The organism is Citricoccus sp. NR2, from assembly GCF_027594385.1.
In the GTDB taxonomy this organism is placed as follows: Bacteria; Actinomycetota; Actinomycetes; order Actinomycetales; family Micrococcaceae; genus CmP2.
The window spans coordinates 2160575-2177242 of sequence record NZ_CP115154.1 but is presented as its reverse complement, the minus strand read 5'-3'; the positions used below and the strand labels follow the sequence as shown (position 1 = coordinate 2177242).

11 protein-coding genes are annotated in these 16668 nt (G+C 64.5%); 4 read left to right on the top strand and 7 right to left on the bottom strand.

The window, feature by feature from the left end:
• The first annotated feature begins 37 nt into the window (after positions 1 to 37).
• Positions 38 to 607, top strand: coding sequence for a DUF3093 domain-containing protein (locus O1A05_RS10190; RefSeq protein ID WP_333481981.1), 570 nt, complete (start codon positions 38 to 40; stop codon positions 605 to 607).
• 95 nt (positions 608 to 702) lie between these two features.
• Here O1A05_RS10190 and O1A05_RS10185 read toward each other — a convergent pair whose 3' ends face one another.
• Complete coding sequence (locus O1A05_RS10185) at positions 703 to 1002, bottom strand: DUF4193 domain-containing protein (RefSeq protein WP_270107558.1); 300 nt, start codon at positions 1000 to 1002, stop codon at positions 703 to 705.
• Between the two features lie 329 nt (positions 1003 to 1331).
• On the opposite strand from O1A05_RS10185, the gene sepH reads away from it, so the two are divergent.
• Positions 1332 to 2597 (top strand): septation protein SepH, encoded by a 1266-nt coding sequence (gene sepH, locus O1A05_RS10180; RefSeq protein ID WP_270105102.1) that lies wholly within the window; start codon positions 1332 to 1334, stop codon positions 2595 to 2597.
• A gap of 19 nt (positions 2598 to 2616) precedes the next feature.
• Here sepH and O1A05_RS10175 read toward each other — a convergent pair whose 3' ends face one another.
• From O1A05_RS10175 to O1A05_RS10165, 3 genes are read right to left on the bottom strand one after another with little or no spacing between them, the layout of a single operon-like run.
• On the bottom strand, positions 2617 to 3750 hold the full coding sequence (locus tag O1A05_RS10175) for an alkaline phosphatase family protein (RefSeq protein WP_270105101.1): 1134 nt from the start codon (positions 3748 to 3750) through the stop codon (positions 2617 to 2619).
• A complete protein-coding gene (locus tag O1A05_RS10170; protein WP_270105100.1) occupies positions 3747 to 4337 on the bottom strand; it encodes a DUF5998 family protein in 591 nt (196 codons plus the stop codon). The genes O1A05_RS10175 and O1A05_RS10170 overlap by 4 nt, the downstream gene beginning before the upstream one ends.
• A gap of 28 nt (positions 4338 to 4365) precedes the next feature.
• Entirely contained in the window at positions 4366 to 7167 is a 2802-nt protein-coding gene (locus O1A05_RS10165; RefSeq protein ID WP_270105099.1) for a bifunctional acetate--CoA ligase family protein/GNAT family N-acetyltransferase, read from the bottom strand.
• 54 nt (positions 7168 to 7221) lie between these two features.
• Here O1A05_RS10165 and O1A05_RS10160 point away from each other — a divergent pair, with 54 nt between their 5' ends.
• A complete protein-coding gene (locus O1A05_RS10160) occupies positions 7222 to 9858 on the top strand; it encodes a DNA gyrase/topoisomerase IV subunit A (protein ID WP_442867627.1) in 2637 nt (878 codons plus the stop codon).
• Between the two features lie 17 nt (positions 9859 to 9875).
• Here O1A05_RS10160 and cydC read toward each other — a convergent pair whose 3' ends face one another.
• The 3 genes from cydC to O1A05_RS10145 are packed head-to-tail and all read right to left on the bottom strand — an operon-like array spanning position 9876 to position 16063.
• Entirely contained in the window at positions 9876 to 13424 is a 3549-nt protein-coding gene (gene cydC / locus O1A05_RS10155; RefSeq protein WP_270105098.1) for a thiol reductant ABC exporter subunit CydC, read from the bottom strand.
• On the bottom strand, positions 13421 to 14440 hold the full coding sequence (cydB, locus tag O1A05_RS10150) for a cytochrome d ubiquinol oxidase subunit II (protein ID WP_270107556.1): 1020 nt from the start codon (positions 14438 to 14440) through the stop codon (positions 13421 to 13423). Before cydB ends, cydC begins: the two co-directional genes overlap by 4 nt.
• A gap of 42 nt (positions 14441 to 14482) precedes the next feature.
• Positions 14483 to 16063: a cytochrome ubiquinol oxidase subunit I gene (locus O1A05_RS10145; RefSeq protein WP_270105097.1), complete on the bottom strand. Its 1581-nt coding sequence runs from the start codon at positions 16061 to 16063 to the stop codon at positions 14483 to 14485.
• A 235-nt stretch (positions 16064 to 16298) separates the two neighbouring features.
• Here O1A05_RS10145 and O1A05_RS10140 point away from each other — a divergent pair, with 235 nt between their 5' ends.
• On the top strand, positions 16299 to 16667 hold the full coding sequence (locus tag O1A05_RS10140; RefSeq protein ID WP_270105096.1) for a BlaI/MecI/CopY family transcriptional regulator: 369 nt from the start codon (positions 16299 to 16301) through the stop codon (positions 16665 to 16667).
• Position 16668: the final 1 nt, after the last annotated feature.

The following is a 16668-nucleotide window of genomic DNA, read 5'->3' as shown; positions in this document are numbered from 1 at the left end:
GCGCGGTAGGACACCGTCGATGTGGGAACCTAGTGTTATGACAGATTCGACTCCTCCTGCATCCTCGCAGCCCACCGGCGAGCTCTTCGTGGAGCGGCTTTGGCCTTCGTGGTGGCTGTGGATCGTGGCCCTGATGTTCGCGGGTCTCAGCTACATGGTGCTCGCACCCGTGGGCGTGGCCTGGGGTATCGGCGCCGCGGTGGGAATGTACCTGCTGTGCACCATCATCCTCATCGCCACCACCCCGAAGATTGTGGTCACCGAGACTACCTTGCAGGTGGGCCGCGCCGGGATCGAGCGGGAGCATCTGGGGCCGGTGACCGGTTACCGCGGCGACGACGCCACCTACCAGCGCGGACCGGGCCTGCATGGGCTGGCTTTCCTCTGCTTGCGGGGCTGGATTTCGCCGGTGGTGCGCATCCAGATCACTGACCGTCGAGACCGGACCCCGTACTGGTTGACCTCGACGCGGCGTCCCGAGGAACTGGTAGCCGCCCTGAACGGTGCCATGTTTGCCGATGTGGTCGCCGACGTCGACGCCGAACCGGACGAGAACGACATTGAGGGCCGGATTCGCCGCGAGCTGAACGAACATCACGAATACTGAGCACCTCATACCGCAAAACAACGCTAGGGCGCTTCCTCACCATTGAGGAAGCGCCCTAGCGTTTCTTCTGATCTTGGACGAGCGACCGAGGAGGCTCAGCCTTCGCAGTCGGTGCAGTACAGCAGCCCGCCCTCTTCTTTCGCTACCTGCGAACGGTGACGCACCAGGAAGCAGGAGGCGCAGGTGAATTCGTCAGCCTGGGCCGGTAGCACGCGCACCTGCAGTTCTTCGTCGGAAAGGTCCGCGCCGGGAAGCTCAAACCCTTCGGCGGCTTCGGCCTCGTCTTCATCCACCACGGCCGACTGCGTATCGGTCCGGCGCGTCTTCAACTCCTCAATGGAGTCCTCGCGGATCTCGTCTTCGTTCTTGCGTGGGGCATCATAATCGGTCGCCATTGTTTTCCCGCTCCGCTCGGTCAGCATGTGAATGGTGAGCACCTTCGCAACAACGGGTCAGTCCCCGGAATTCCCAGTGCTCGACGGCGTGAAGAATCAGCGTGTCCCGCGCTCCGTCGCCGCATGTTTCGCTGAGATTTTTCCCTAACCGCTCGGAAAACACAAATCAGGTCCTTCGAGGATCTGTCACACAAAGACCGAGAGTATCTCCAGAGGTTTTCTCACGAGGATCCTCGGCTAATCGGCGACGCACCGCGGCACAGCAATGCACCTGACATAGAATCATGGCAAAGTTCACCCTGAAAGCCATTGGAAAGCGGAGGCACGGCATGGACACACCCCAGCAGCAGCTACGTCTTGTCGGGGTGCACGAGGACGGCGAACATCTTCTGCTCTCGGACCCGCAGGGCACCGAATTCACCCTGGAGATCACCGACGCGTTGCGCGCAGCGGCAACCCGCCCCATTGGGCGTCCGTCTGCCGCAGCTGCAGATGATGCAGCCACGGTGCTGTCACCCAAGGACATTCAGGCAAAGATCCGCGCCGGTGCCACGGCCGAGCAGCTGGCCGATTCCCATGGGCTCGACCCGGCCCGGTTGCGCACGTACGAGGCGCCCGTGCTCGCCGAGCGCGGCTGGATCGCCACACAGGCCCAAGGTATTGAGGTGTCCTCCCCTCAGCCCGGCAATGATCTCTACCGGTCGGTGTTCGGTGACGACCCCGCCGCACTGGGTCCGATGGTCCGCCACCGACTCACGGCGCTGGGTTTTGATGCCAGCACCTTGCAGTGGAACGCCTGGCGCGAAGAGGGTGAAACCTCCTGGACGATCTCGGCCGAGTTCTCCACGGAGGGCGGCCGCGCCGACATCGGCGATCACCCCCCGGCGCTGTGGAGCTTCCGCCCGGCCTCGAAGCAGGTAGGCAATCTCAACCGGTGGGCACAAGTGCTCTCGGAACTGGAATCGGACTCCCCCTTCGGCACCCGCCGACTGTCGGCGGTCAACGATCATCCCTTCGACGTCGATGCTGCCCCGGCCCGGGAGCCGGAGAAACCTGCTGGTCCCCGTCCCGCCGTCGACCCTGAGGCGCAGGAAGAATTGCTCGACGTATTGCATGCCCGGCGCGGTCAGCGACTCGGCGTGGATGAAGAGGGCGACGACGAACTAGCACTGATGTTGACCCGCGAGGAGCACCCCTCCACGTGGACGCGACCGCAGCTGGTCGTGACCCCGAACGACGCCGCTGAGAACGGTGATTCCTCCGAATCCTCGGGCGCCGCAGACCAGGCTGAGACTGACGACGCGGTGACGGCTGAAGACGAGCACGTTGCTGGCACGGAGGCGGGCGATCAACACACAGAGCAGGACTCCGCGACTTGGATTCCGCGCCTGCACTCTCACACCTCGCTGAAAACGGAACAATACGAGGTGAGCTCGGAAGAGATCGAGGGGCAGACTGATGCTTTCGAGGGACTTTCCGAAGACGAGACCGGTCAGGCGTTGAAGTCTGAGCGGTCCTCCCGGGTGAAGAACCGTAAGAACCGTCCGAGCGTGCCCAGTTGGGATGAGATCATGTTTGGCACCAAGTCCGACTGACCCCAAGACCATCATCGGTTCACGAGGCCAGGCGCAGTAGCGGCACCTCGCGCTCTGCCTTCGTGGGTGCCCCGTGGTGGCCCACCATCTCGAACGCCCCCGGTTGCACACGGCGCCCGTCATAGAGCGCCAGTGGCTCAAACGGTGCCACGATCAGCTCTCCCACCCGCGGTAGCACGCGCGGATCCACCGCACCGAACCATCCCGTGTCCACCGCTTCGGCCCGGGTGAGCACCCAGGCACGGTCACCGTAGGCCCTCCCCCAGGACCGCCGGGTGGACTCGCGAACGGCGTCGCTGGCGTCGTCGGCGAAATGGAGCTGCACAAACCGTGGCTCGCCGGCGGTGAACTGCACCCCGTCGATGAGCCGCGGTTCCAACGAGTAGTCGATGCGGTGCGCCTCGGGTACGTCAATCATCCCGTGGTCGCCGGTGGCCAACAGGCCCGTGCCCGAGGGTAACTGCGCCGCCAGACGACGAGCCGCCGAGTCCAGTTCCTCGAGCACCTCCAGCCAAGCTTCAGAGCCTGGACCGGCAGCGTGACCGATCTTGTCCAGCTCATTAACGTAAAGATAGATCAACCGTCCGGGGTCTTGGGCTTCGCGTCGAGCGGCGGAGAAGCGGTCGGCCAATGATTTGGCGGGCACAAAGCGGCTCCCCGTCAGTGCCGCGCGGGTCAGCCCCGAGGCGGCGAAATTCGGCAGGGACACCGTGACCGGTTCGATTCCGAGTTCGGCTAGCCGCGTAAACACGGTGGGGTGCGGTTGCCAGAGCTCAGGAACCGTTCCGGGGTCCCAGCCGCCGAGCTGGTTCACCACCACCCCGCGATCCGGGTCGAGGACGTCGTAACCGATGAGCCCGTGTTGGCCGGGCGCCAGGCCGGTGCCCAGGGTAGCCAGGGAGGCGGCCGTCGTCGTGGGAAACGCGGAGGACAGCGTGTCTCGTGCGGCCGAGGAAAGGAACGGGGCGTGACCGGCGTAGCGTTTCAGCAGGGCGGAACCGAGCCCGTCGATCATCAACAGGCAGGTGGTCTTCACTTTCGGTAGGCGCAGAGTGTTGGGCAGAGCGGCACCGAGGCTGGCCCCCATGGAGGGTAGCACGGCAGCAAGGGACCGGCTCGGGTAGGCAGGACCGACGGGGACGGGCTGACTCATCGACCTGCCCACTGCACCGCGGCACGCCGCAGGGCACGGGAGAATGTGAGCGCCTGGTTGACCGCGGCCTGGCCTTCCGCTTCGGCGGCGACCCGCAGGGTGAGGTCTTCGCGCGAGGCGGTGCCAGTGTAGCCGTGGTCGGCGGTGCACTCGGGGTCCGCGCAGCCAGCCGGAGCCAGGTCGAGGCGCTGGCCACCGGCCCAGGTCACGGCCAGGGTGACCTCGGCGACCGCATCATTCGGGCGGTGCCGGTGAGGCTCATCATGCTGGGTGGTGAGCACCACGGAGTCCAGGCGTCGCAGCGGGATCAGCTCGGTGGCGACCTGGGCGCGCATCCGGTGTCCGGCGTCGTCGAGGGGGAAATCCGAGAGATGTACGGCGGCGAGCACGTCCTCGGTTAGCGCGAGCACGGTGATGTGCCGGTGCACGTCGTCGTAGTCGAAATGGGTGTCCACGTGCACCAGATGCTCGATGACGGCGCGCCCGTCCAGTTCCTCGCGCAACGCGTTAGCCACCAGCTGCGGGTAGAAACCGGTGCGCTCCAGGGCAGCGCTGAGTTGAGCCGTCGCATCAGGGTGTCGAGTCATGCTCACCATGGTAGCGGGCACCCCGGGGTCAGGAATCGCGCATGGCGCGGCGCGCGGAATCGGTGCGCTGCGCGGCATTGGCGACGTCGATCTCGGCTTGCAGCACAGTCACCGTCGATTCCGAGGCCAGCACCGGGTTGAACCGCATCCGCGCGACCTGCGGCAGGTCGTCTTTGAGTGCCACTATGCGGGCCAGCAGGTCCTTGAGCGCCTCGGCGTCCACCGCCGGCATGCCGGAGTGACCGAAGAGCCGGGCTGCGGCCCGCGGGGTGCGGATCATGTTTTCGAGATCCTGGTCCGTCAGCGGCGGCACCATGTGTACCCAGTCGTCCAGCAGCTCGACGGCATCTCCAGAGAGACCGAAGGACACCACCGGGCCCAGCAGCGGGTCTTCCAGGGCGGTCACGGTGCAGCCTTGGCCGGTCGGCGCCATGGTCTGGATTTCCAACTGGGGATCCCCATAGGGCGCCAGCACGGTGCGCATATGCCAGATGTTGTGACGCAGCGATTCCTCGTCCGGGATGTTGAGCCGGACCCCGCCCAAATCGAGGCGGTGGCGCAGGAATGAATCCACGGCTTTGATGGCCACGGGCCAGCCGAGCTCGTCGGCGGCGGCCACGGCCTCGTCGTCGGTGTCGAAGCTGCGCGACCCTAGAACGGAGATGCCATAACAGTCCAACAACTCCTGGGTTTGGGCGGGGTTCAGGCGCAGCAGGTCGGTACCTTGCACCCCGGCGACCCAGCCCGCGACCAGGGTCTCGGCCCGCTCTCGGTCGACGTCGGTGAGGTCGACCACGGTGCCGTGTTCGGCGTCTCGCCAGGCCCGATAGCGCACCAGCTTGGAAAGCATGGTGGCGGCTTGGCTCGGATTAGCGAAGACGGGCACCCCGGTTTGGAGCTGCACGGCGGCGGTGGCTGGGTCTGTTTCTGGCTCCGGTTCTGTGTCGGCTTCGGGGGCAGCGGGCAGGTCGGTGCGGTCGAGTACCCGCTCACCGCGGTCGGCGCCGGCGATCCCGGAAATACGGAACTCGTCGTCGAGCACCGCGGTGAAGGACGTCACCACCGTCACGGCCGAGTCTTCGCTGGCTTCGGCGATGGCTTCGGCCAGATCCGCGGTCTGGCCGGGCAGCTGATGCATCCCCGACTGGACCACGACGACCAGCCCGTCGATCTGCTGTGATTCCACGGCATCGCGTACGGCTCGTGTGAAGGAGCGAATGGCCTCGTCGACGGTGTGTCCGGCGTCGAGGGCGTCGATCAGATCCACCCGGGTGACTTTCATCCCCTGGCGCTGAGCGGCGTCGATGACGAGACGGTTCATCGCCTCCGCGTTGCCCAACACGCCGATGCGCTCACCAGCCGGAATCGGTTGGCAGGCCAGCACCTGCAGCAGGTCCATCAGATCCGAGTGGTTGTCCACCTGAATCACCCCGGCCTGGTCCAACATGGAGTTCACCGTGGCGGGCGGGGCTTGGGTGGTGCGAGTAGAGTGCCCGGGAGGGAGTCGGCGTCCCATGGCGTTGGAGCGGGAGACGATCACCGGCTTGGAACGGGAGAGCCGGCGCACGATGCGGCTGAATTTACGCGGGTTGCCGAAGGACTCCAGGTACACCCCCACCGCCGCCGAGGAGGCGTCGTCCTCGAAGTACTGCATGGCGTCGTTGCCGGACACGTCGGCGCGGTGTCCAGCGGAAATCATGGCGGTGAGTCCCAGCCCGCGGCGATGAGCCGCAGCGAACAGGGTGGCGCCGATGGCAGCCGACTGAGAAAAAACACCGATGGGGCCGCGGGCGGGCATGAACGGTGCCACTGAGGCGTTGAGGCGAGTGGCCGGGTCGGTATTGATCACCCCGGCGGAGGCGGGACCAATCACGCGCATCCCCTGGCTGCGAGCAGAACCCACCAGCCGGCTTTGCAGCGCCAAAGATTCTTCGGAGCCGTCGAACACTTCGGTGACCACCAGTAGCCCGCGCACATTGTTGCGCGCACAATCCTCGATGACAACTTCCATGCGTTCCACCGGCACCGCAATGACGGCCAGATCGATCTGCTCGGGCACTTCCTCCAGGGATCCGAGGGAAATCATCCCGGCTAGCTCCATCGCTTCGGGATTGATCCCGTAGACGGAGCCGGTGAATCCACCCTCGATGATGTTCTCCAGCAGCGCGTACCCCACGGACCCCCAGCTGCGAGAGGCACCAATGACGGCAATGGAGCGGGGGTTCAGCAGCTCGCGAACCGATTTGGCCTCGGCACGGTGCTCGCGGGATTCCATCACGGCGCGCACCTTATCCGTGGGATGGATGGAGAATTCGACCACCACGACGCCGTCGTCGAATTTTCGCGACACTTCGAATCCGGATTCTTGGAACACGGAGAGCATCTTGCGGTTTTCGGGCAGCACCTCGGCCGAGAAGCGACGGATCCCATTCTCCCGGGCGGCCGCCGCCAGGTGTTCCATCAGGATCGACCCGATGCCGCGGCCCTGATGTGCGTCGGCAATATTGAATGCGACCTCGGCTTCCAGCGGATCATCGAGGCGGTCATAGCGGCCGATACCCAGAATTTCAGCGCCGCGCAAGATCACCAGTGCCACCCGATCCACATAGTCCACGACGGTGAATCGCTGCAGTTCCTTCGCCGTCAGCGAGGACTTGTAGGTAAAGTAACGCAGGTAGATCGAGCTCTGTGATTGTCCGGCATGCATGCGCTGCACCGCCTCGGCGTCATCCGGGGTTATGGGCCGCAGGCGCGCGGTGGCACCATCGCGCAGGACGACATCGGCTTCCCAATGCGCCGGATATTCACGGTTTTGAGTCTGCTCAGCCATATGATCAGCCTAAACGCTCATCAGCCCCAGAGATAGCAAACACCGAAGAGGATCATGGCACGCACGTCGAAGAACCGCTCACAGGCTTCCTCCGCGGCAGCACCGGAGATGGTGCCGCTGGACGAGCAGAACATTCTCGACGTCGACGTCTCCTCGGAGATGGAGACCTCTTTCCTGGAGTACGCCTACTCGGTGATCTACTCCCGCGCGCTGCCGGACGCCCGCGATGGGCTCAAGCCGGTACAGCGCCGCATTCTCTACATGATGGCGCAGATGGGCCTGCGCCCGGACAAGGGTCATGTGAAGTCCGCCCGCGTGGTGGGCGAGGTGATGGGTAAGTTGCACCCGCACGGCGACTCGGCGATTTACGACGCAATGGTGCGTCTGGCTCAGCCGTTCTCGTTGCGGCTGCCGCTGGTGGACGGCCACGGCAACTTCGGCTCTCTCGACGACGGACCGGCCGCCCCACGGTATACCGAGGCACGCATGGCTCCCGCCGCGATCGCGATGACGGCGGACCTGGATGAAGACGTCGTCGATTTCATCCCCAACTACGACAACAAGTTCACTCAGCCTGAAGTACTGCCCGCGGCTTTCCCTCAGTTGTTGGTGAACGGCGCCTCCGGTATCGCCGTCGGTATGGCCACCAATATGGCCCCGCACAATCTGCGCGAGACCATCAACGCGGCCCGGCACCTGATTGCCCACCCGGATGCCACCCTGGACGACCTGATGGAACATGTTCCGGGCCCGGATCTGCCCTCGGGCGGGCGCATCGTGGGGATGCAGGGCATCCGTGACGCGTACGCCACCGGACGAGGCTCCTTCAAGATGAGAGCCAACGTCTCCGTCGAGCAGGTCTCCCCGCGCAAGACCGGCCTGGTGGTCACTGCCTTGCCCTATGGGGTGGGCCCGGAGAAGGTGATCGAGAAGCTCAAGGACGCCGTGAATGCCAAGAAGGTCTCCGGCATTGCCGACGTGCTGGACCTCACGGACCGCAAAAACGGTCTGAAGATGGTTATCGAGCTGAAGTCCGGCTTCAATCCGCAGGCCGTGCTGGCCCAGCTCTACAAGTTCACTCCGCTGGAGGAGTCCTTCGGCATTAATAACGTGGCCCTCGTGGAGGGGCAGCCGCGCACCCTGGGGTTACGCGAGTTACTCGAGGTCTACGTCGAGCACCGAATCTCGGTGGTGCGCCGCCGCACGGCGTTTCGGCTGAAAAAGAAGCAGGATCGACTACACCTGGTCGAGGGCCTGTTGCTGGCTCTGGTGGACATCGACGAGGTCATCGAGATCATCCGGTCCTCGGACGACACTGCTGCGGCACGCCAGCGATTAATGATGGTGTTCGACCTGACCGAGATTCAGGCGAATCACATTCTTGAGCTGCGGCTGCGTCAGCTCACCCGGTTCTCTCGGATCGAGCTGGAAGCAGAGCAAGACGAACTCAAGCGCGCCATTGCCGAGCTAGAAGCCATTCTTGCTTCGGATGAGCTGCTGCGCACGACGGTCTCCGATGAGCTCGCCGAGGTGGCTGAGCTGCACGGTGACGACCGGCGGACCCAGTTGCTCGAGTCGGAAAACCTGGCACCGCTGCCCACCCCGGCTGCAACGGCGAAAGCCAAAGCTGCCGGCCAGGACACCATGATGGTGGCCGATGATCCGTGCTGGGTGCTGCTGTCGACCTCCGGCCAACTGGTGCGCACGCGCGATCGGACTCCCCTGACCGGCCACGGGCGGCGTCAACGCCACGATGCCTACCGGTCCGTCGTCGCCACCACCGCACGTGGTGAAGTGGGCGCGCTGATGTCCTCGGGACGGATCCAGCGGATCAATGTGGTGGACGTGCCCAGCCTGGCCGAACCCACCGAATCCCCGAATCTGGCCTCCGGAGTGGCGGTCAAGGACTTCGTCACGCTGCAGCGCGGCGAGACACTGGTGGCCCTCGTACCCCTGAATACCGTGCTCGCACTCGGCACCCGCGCCGGTGTGGTCAAGCGTGTCCGCCCGGACTGGCCCCTGAATGCGGATGAATTCGACGCCATCGCTCTTAAGGGCAAGGACGAGGTGGTGGGCGCGGCCGCGGCCGATGACGACTCCCAGCTGGTGTTCATCACCACGGGCGCTCAGTTGTTGCGATTCTCGGCCTCCGCGGTGCGGCCTCAGGGGCGCACCGGCGGCGGGGTGGCCGGGATCAAGCTCGGCGCCGACGACCAGGTGCTGTCCTTCTCGGTGGCTCCCGACCACACAGTCACCGACGATCTGGACGCCACAGCATTGGCTGTGGTGGTGACTGTCACGGCGGGCGAGGAAGACCTGATCAGTTCTGCCGGTTCCGCAAAGGTGACTCCGCTTGCCGAGTATCCTGCCAAGGGTCGCGCTACCGGTGGTGTCCGGGCGCACCGATTGCTGAAGGGCGAATCCGGGCTGCGCACCGCCTGGGCTGGTCCGAGTCCGGCATTGGCCGCCTCCGAGAAGGGCGTAGCCCGCACGCTCCCGCTGGAGTTCGGCCGTCGCGACGGCTCGGGCATCCCGCTGGACAACGGCATCGACGTCGTGGGGCTGGGCGCAAGCCCCACGTCCGCGGCTACACGGGCGGCCGCGGACGCTGATGAGAGCATCGAACCGGCATCATCAGCACCGGTGCATGACGACAACGGTCCCGTCCAGGGCTCACTGCTCGACGGCTGAGTCCCGAGCGGCGACGGCTACACGGACGTGTGACTGTCTCTGCGGCCGAGCTCCAAGTGCTGGGTGCCACGTTCTGCGAAGCGCTCATCATGGGTCACCATGATCACGGTGTGCCCCTGCAACGCGCGGCGCAGATCATCCACCAGTTGGGCGGCTTCGTCGGCACCCAGGTGCGCTGTAGGTTCGTCCAACAGGACCGTGTGCGAGCGATTTAGCAGCGCCCGCGCCACCGCTAGGCGCTGGCGCTGACCTCCCGAGAGGAAATGGCCTCCCGGCCCCACCCGAGTGTCCAGTCCCTCGGGAGTCGCCGCCAACCACGGACCCAGCCCCACCAGCTCCAGAGTCTGAACCATCTCGGCATCGGTGGCGCGGTCTTCCGGATCGCGGGCCAGCAGCAGGTTTGAGCGCAGCGTGGAATCAAACAGGTGTGCGTCCTGGGGACACCAGGCCACCCCCGCCCCATGCTGGTTATCGTGGCTGGTGCTACCGAGACGAAGGTGCCCGGCGTGGGGTGGCAGAAAGCCCATCAGCACCGCCAATAGGGTCGATTTTCCGGATCCCGAGGGACCAGTCACCACCACGAAGTCACCTAAGCGTGCCGACAGACCGAGGTCTACGAGCACGGGGCCCTGGCCGTAATCTGCGCTGAGATGACGCATTTCCACCACACCGTCAGGGGCAGTTTCGATGCCGGTGATCGTCGGGTCGTCGCCGTTCCTGGTGATCAGCGGTGCCAATACCGCCAGCTGACGCCGCACCACTGACACCGACTGCGCGGCTGCGGCTACTTGTCCGAAGGGCTCGGCCAGCGCCAACACCATAAACACCGCCAATGCCGCGGACGGAGCATCCACCGCCTGGCTGACACAGATCCAGAGCACCGCCAGCGCGGTCAGCCCGGCCACGGTGGCGCTGAGCGATTGACCGAGACCCGCCACCCAGGCGCTGCGTTGCAACCGGGCGGCTCCGGCTCGATCTTCCGCACCGAAGCGGAAAACAAGTTCCTGTCCGGTACCGGTCCCCTGAATGTCCGCTGCTGCGGCAAACAACACAGAGGTGCGTTGCATCAACCAGCTGCGGTGTGCCGCACTGGCCGCTGTGGCGCGTCGGTCCAGTCGCGCGGCAGCCCATGGAACCAGCACCAGCCCGAACAGCCCAGCCAGCGCCACAGCCCACCACGCCGGCGGCGCCATATACGCCACCACCACGATGCTCAGCCCCCAGGCCAGCACCGCTGCCGGGATGGGAACCACCACGCGTGGCACCGCGTCTCGGAGCTCATCGATCTCCGACACCAGCACTGAGAGGGAGCCGCCAGCATGACGCAGCCGATTCCAGCCCTCGACCCGATACCCCAGTCCATCCCAGACCGCCAGCCGCACCCGGTGCGCCCACCGCAGCACGGCCTGATGCACGCTGAGTCGTTCGAGATAGCGGAACAGAGCGCGGCCAATGCCGAAAAAGCGCACGCCCACAATCACAGAGAGCAGGAACAACACCGGCGGCTCATAAGAAGCCTGTACGATCAGCCACCCCGATAGCGCAGACAGCAACGCACCGGCCAACAGCGCCGCCACCGCCCAGGCAATCCCGGAGCGGAATCCTTTCTCGCCCCAGGGCAGCGCCCGGAACATCTTGCGTAGCTGCAGCGGCTCCACTCGCTGGTTGTTCGGCGCGGCTGGTCCTGACAGTGCCACCGCATGTTCCGTGTTTGGCTGTGCATCGCCGTCCGGCACGGTCACGGACACGGCAGGGACGGGCTCGGCGACATCGAAAACGTCAACGGTATCGACAACCTCAAACACGCCACCCAGGTCACCCTGCACCAGCACGTCCGCCTCGGCGTGTAGGCGGGGATCGTGCGAGGCGACCAGCACGATGGCATTCTGGTCTCGCAGCCTGCGCAGGGCAGCACGGACGCGGGCGGCCGAGTCCGGATCCAAGTGGGCCGTCGGTTCATCGAGAAGCACCAGCCACGCCGGTCGCGCACTCTCGTCACTGCGCACCCGCACCAGGACACGGGCCATACCTAAACGCCGTGCCTCCCCCGGACTGAGATCCATACACGCCTGGTCGCCCAGGCTTTCCAATCCCAAGGTCGCCAGGACCTCCTCGATGAGTACCTCATCGGCGGAGACATCGGTGTCATGATGTGTCTGACCGCGTTCGGCGGCCAGCACCAAGCGCACTTCCTCGGCTACGGTGGCTTCGGTGAAATGTGGATGCTGATCCAGCCACGCGATGCGCCGATCCGCCAGCCCAGAGATTGTCCCCGAGACGACGATCTCGTCGTCACGCAACGCCCCGGCCAGGGCCCGTAACAACGTGGACTTGCCCGTCCCCGAGGCGCCCCCCAACACGGTCAGAGTCCCGGCAGGTGCAGTGAGCGATACCCCGCCCACGACTGCTTGACGTCCGGGTTCGTCAGATGCCTGTCGACTGCGGTAATTCAGCTGTAGCTCGTCCACGACGAGGGCATCGGCAGTACCCGATGCTGTCGTTTCAGACTCTGCGTCCAGGGCGTCTGCGAGGCGTTCTGAACGCGGTGTAGATAGTCGCTGGCGGGCGCGCCGCAGCGCCTCTACCCCGTCCTCGGCCGCGTGATAGGCCGAACCCACCTCACGGAACGGTAGGTAGATCTCCGGGGCAATGATCAAAATGAGCAGACCCACCGCCAGCTCCAGATCTCCGTCGACCATCCGCACGCCGATGAACACCGCCACCACAGCCACCGACAGGGTGGAGATCAGTTCAAGGGCGAACCCCGACATAAAGGCGGCACGCAGGGTCTTCATGGTGGTCGCCCGATACTCTTCGGCCACCGTCGTCAGCGAGGCGCGCTGCACCCCTGCCCGGCGTAGCCCCACCAACACGGGCAGCCCCCTCGCTAGCTCCACTAGGTGGTGTGAGAGTCGATCCAGCCCCTCTGCAGCCTCGTCCACGCGCTCCTCAGTGTGCCGTCCAATGAGAATCATGAACAGTGGGATCAGCGGCAGAGTCAAAAGGACGACGATCGCCGAGATTAGATCGTGCAGAAGCACCCAGAAGCCCAGCACCGCTGGCACCACGACGGCCGAAACGAGAGCCGGCAGAAAATCCGTATAGTACTGGTCCAGCTCGTCGAGCCCATGCGAGGCCAGCATGGCGTCTTCTGCAGCAGAGTCCGACGTTGAGCCCCCTTCGTCGAGGTGCCGACGCACCAGCTGAAGGCGCAACCGCTCCTTCTCCCCCAGTGCGGCGCGACGCGACATGACCTGTTGGCCCCATAGGGCAACCCCGCGTACGAGCACCCCACCCAGCCCGAGCTGCAGACTGCGCAAGAAGCCGCCCGACTCAGCCAGCGCGCCCAATTCCGAGCGTTGTTCTTCGGTGGCCGGCAGCGGGTTGAAGAGCAAATGCAGTAACCGCGATGCGTCGGGAGCCGTCAGCGCATCGGCCAGCTGGCTCAGCACTGTGGCCGCGGCGGTGGCCAGCATGATCCAGCCCGCCGATTTCACTACTGCGAGCGCGGTCAGCCAAATCAAAGCCCAGCGGCCTACCTTGGATTCCGGTAGTTCCGGCCTCACACCGGGGTCACCACATGGTGTTCGGGAATGTGCTGTTCGCTCAGGCGCTGACGGAAGATCCAGTAACTGTACGCCGTGTAGGCGAGCACCAGCGGAATGAACACCGCTGCCACCCAGGCCATCACCGTCAGCGTGTAGCCACTGGATGAGGCGGTTTCGATGGTGAGGTGGAACGCGTCGTCCAGTGTCGAGGGCAACACCACCGGGTAAAGGCTTCCGAAGATCGCGGTTACCCCGGCCGTAACCGTGACAGCCATGGCCACGAACGACCAGCCTTCGCGTTGACGTAGCGCCCAGGCCCAGGCGAGCAGCGCCGCCAGGACGGCCACCACCAGCGCGCACCAGGTCCAGACCCGGCCGGCATTGAGCACCACAAGGAGCGACCAGGCCAGGAGGGGCAGCAAGTACAGGATCCCGAAGCGGCTCAGATGCCAGCCGGCGGCTTCGCGTGGGGCGCCCAGCGTCTTGAGGCCAAGCCAAGCCCAGCCCATGGCCAAGGAAATACCCAGCACAGCGAGCCCACCCAGTACCGCATAGGGGGTCAGCCAGGCGAAGGCCCCGCCCACTCGATCGCCGTTGGCGTTGAGGGGAAGCCCCGTGGTGGTAAGCCCCAGCAACGCACCAATAAAGAAGGCCGACACCGCGGAGCCGCCAAAGAGACACCAATCCCAGATGGTGCGGGTGAACACGGTCTCAGACTTACTGCGGTAATGAATGGCCACCGCTCGCACGATCAACGCCAACAGGGTCAGCGTCAAGGGAATGTAGAGGGCGGAGAAGATCGCTGCGTACCAGAGCGGAAAGGCCGCAAACATGGCACCGGCCGCGGTGATCAGCCATACTTCGTTTCCTTCCCATACCGGTCCAATGGTGTTGAGAAGCACGCGGCGTTGGGATTCGTTGCGGGCCCACACCTTCATGAGCATGCCCACGCCGAGGTCGAAGCCCTCTAGCACCAGGTACCCGGTCCAGAGCACCGCGATAAGGATGAACCAGACTGTCGGAAGAAATTCCATCGTCATCAGCCCTTCAGAGATTCGGTGGTGATATCGGGGTGGTCAGTAGGCAAACGCGAGAACGTCTTTGTCATGGCGCTCCTCGTCGTCATTGTCTTCATCAGCTAATAGTTCGGGCATCCCGGCGGGCACTCCGCCGCGAATGTAGCGAGCCAGCAGCCAGAGCTCGACCACCAGCAGCACCGCGTAGATCAGGGTCAATGCGATCAGAGAGAAGAGGATTTCTCCCCCGGAGACGCCCGGAGATACAGCCGCGGCGGTATACATCCAGACTTGGTCGATCCCCGTAGGGTCGGGATTGGGCGCGACGACGAACGGCTGGCGCCCCATTTCGGTAAAGATCCAGCCCGCGGAGTTAGCGAAGAACGAGAAGGTGATCTGTACCAGGGCCAGGCGCATCAGCCACTTATTGGTTGGCACGGTGCCCTTGCGACCCAGCCACAATCCGATGGCAGCAGCCAGGGCAGCCATGCCACCGAAGGTGATCATCAGTCGGAAGCCCCAGTACGTCACTTCCATCACCGGCAGGTAGTCGATCTCGCTCCCAGCTCGGTCCCCGTACATGGGGTCGTCGGGAAGATGCGTGCCGTACTTCTCCTGATACTCGGGGATGAGCGTGTTGACGCCGTCCACCGGGGTGGTGAAGTCCTCATAGGCAAGGAACGAGAGCAGTCCCGGAATCTCGAAAACGCCCACGATGTCGTCACAGGTAGTCGCCCCATCGGTGTTGCGCAAATCGGCGAAAGAAAACACGGAGAACGCCGTGCCGTCGTGACACGCTGCTTCGGCCGCAGCCATCTTCAGCGGCTGCTGTTCGATCATCAGCTGTGCCTGAGCGTGACCGGAAAACGCCGTACCGAGGAACGCCACCAAGGCAATCCAGCCTCCCCAACGGAACGAAGTGCGCCACACGCGGTAGTCGGTTTCGTCGCTGGCCTTGGATCCCGTGGTGCCGACCATGACCTTTCCGTCCGCGTCCACGGAGTCGATGCCCTGCACACGACGTCGGTAGAGGTGGTACCAGGCCACACCGAAGAGGAACCCACCGGCCACGGCCAGGGCACCAAACACGGTGTGTGGGAAGTGCACGAGCAGCGTGTTGTTGGTCAGCACCGCCCAAATGTCGGTGAGCACGGGCCGTCCGTCCACCATCTCCACGCCCACGGGATGTTGCATCCACGCGTTGGCGGCCAGAATGAAGTACGCCGAGAACATGGAGCCAATAGCGGCAGCCCACAGCGAAGCTAAGTGGATCCAGGGGCGCACCCGTCCCCAACCGAAGATCCAGATGCCGAGGAACACCGACTCCATGAAGAAGGCGATTAGCGCCTCCATGGCCAGCGGTGCGCCAAAGACGTCACCGACGAAACGGGAATATTCACTCCAGGCCATTCCGAACTGGAATTCCTGGACCAGGCCGGTGGCCACACCCATGATGAAGTTGATCAGGAACAGCTTCCCGAAAAACTTGGTCATGCGCAGGTACTGCTCGTGTCCGGTGATGTGCCACATGGTCTGCATGCTGGCCAGCACCACCCCGAGACCGATCGTCAGCGGAACCATCAGAAAGTGGTAAACGGTGGTGATTCCGAACTGCCACCGGGCAAGCTCCAGAGGATCCATCGGATTCCTTTCCCTCCTTGCCACAAGACGCGTGTGAGGCGTTTCGTGTTGATGTGGCCTCTGTGACGCAGAGCCCAACGACGCACAGGCGGATAGAAGCTAGAGTTGTGGGAAGACCAGCTACGATCCAGCGGCCGTTTCGCCACCAGTGTACGCCTTTTTCTACACGTTGTAGAATTCATACTGAGGGCACCCGTCGTCGATCGTCAAACACCACGAACACACCAGGAGCACCATGTCCCTCGGACAGCTTGAACAGCAGGTCATGGACCTGCTCTGGGACCGCACCGAGCCACTGACCGCCAATGAATTGCGCGATCAGCTCATCGAGCGCTCCCCGCACGCCCCGGAGCCGGCCGTCACCACGGTGCTCACGGTCCTGACCCGACTGACGAAGAAAGGATTCGTGCTGCGCGAATCCGGGAAGCGTCCTCACCGCTTCAGGGCCGCCAACTCGCGTGAAGAACACACCGTCGAACTCCTCAACGAAGTACTCGGTGCCGTCCCCGACCGTGAGGCCGTATTGGCTCGATTCGTCGGAACCATCGGCCCCGAAGAGGCTGCCGCACTGCGCCGCGCCCTGAATTCGAGCGCGCCCGCCTAGT

What these genes read in the sequence shown, in the direction of transcription:
- O1A05_RS10190 (WP_333481981.1), top strand. Translation starts at nt 38, where the DNA reads ATGACAGATTCGACTCCTCCTGCATCCTCGCAGCCCACCGGCGAGCTC.
- O1A05_RS10185 (WP_270107558.1), bottom strand. Translation starts at nt 1,002, where the DNA reads ATGGCGACCGATTATGATGCCCCACGCAAGAACGAAGACGAGATCCGC.
- sepH (WP_270105102.1), top strand. Translation starts at nt 1,332, where the DNA reads ATGGACACACCCCAGCAGCAGCTACGTCTTGTCGGGGTGCACGAGGAC.
- O1A05_RS10175 (WP_270105101.1), bottom strand. Translation starts at nt 3,750, where the DNA reads ATGAGTCAGCCCGTCCCCGTCGGTCCTGCCTACCCGAGCCGGTCCCTT.
- O1A05_RS10170 (WP_270105100.1), bottom strand. Translation starts at nt 4,337, where the DNA reads ATGACTCGACACCCTGATGCGACGGCTCAACTCAGCGCTGCCCTGGAG.
- O1A05_RS10165 (WP_270105099.1), bottom strand. Translation starts at nt 7,167, where the DNA reads ATGGCTGAGCAGACTCAAAACCGTGAATATCCGGCGCATTGGGAAGCC.
- O1A05_RS10160 (WP_442867627.1), top strand. Translation starts at nt 7,222, where the DNA reads ATGGCACGCACGTCGAAGAACCGCTCACAGGCTTCCTCCGCGGCAGCA.
- cydB (WP_270107556.1), bottom strand. Translation starts at nt 14,440, where the DNA reads ATGGAATTTCTTCCGACAGTCTGGTTCATCCTTATCGCGGTGCTCTGG.
- O1A05_RS10145 (WP_270105097.1), bottom strand. Translation starts at nt 16,063, where the DNA reads ATGGATCCTCTGGAGCTTGCCCGGTGGCAGTTCGGAATCACCACCGTT.
- O1A05_RS10140 (WP_270105096.1), top strand. Translation starts at nt 16,299, where the DNA reads ATGTCCCTCGGACAGCTTGAACAGCAGGTCATGGACCTGCTCTGGGAC.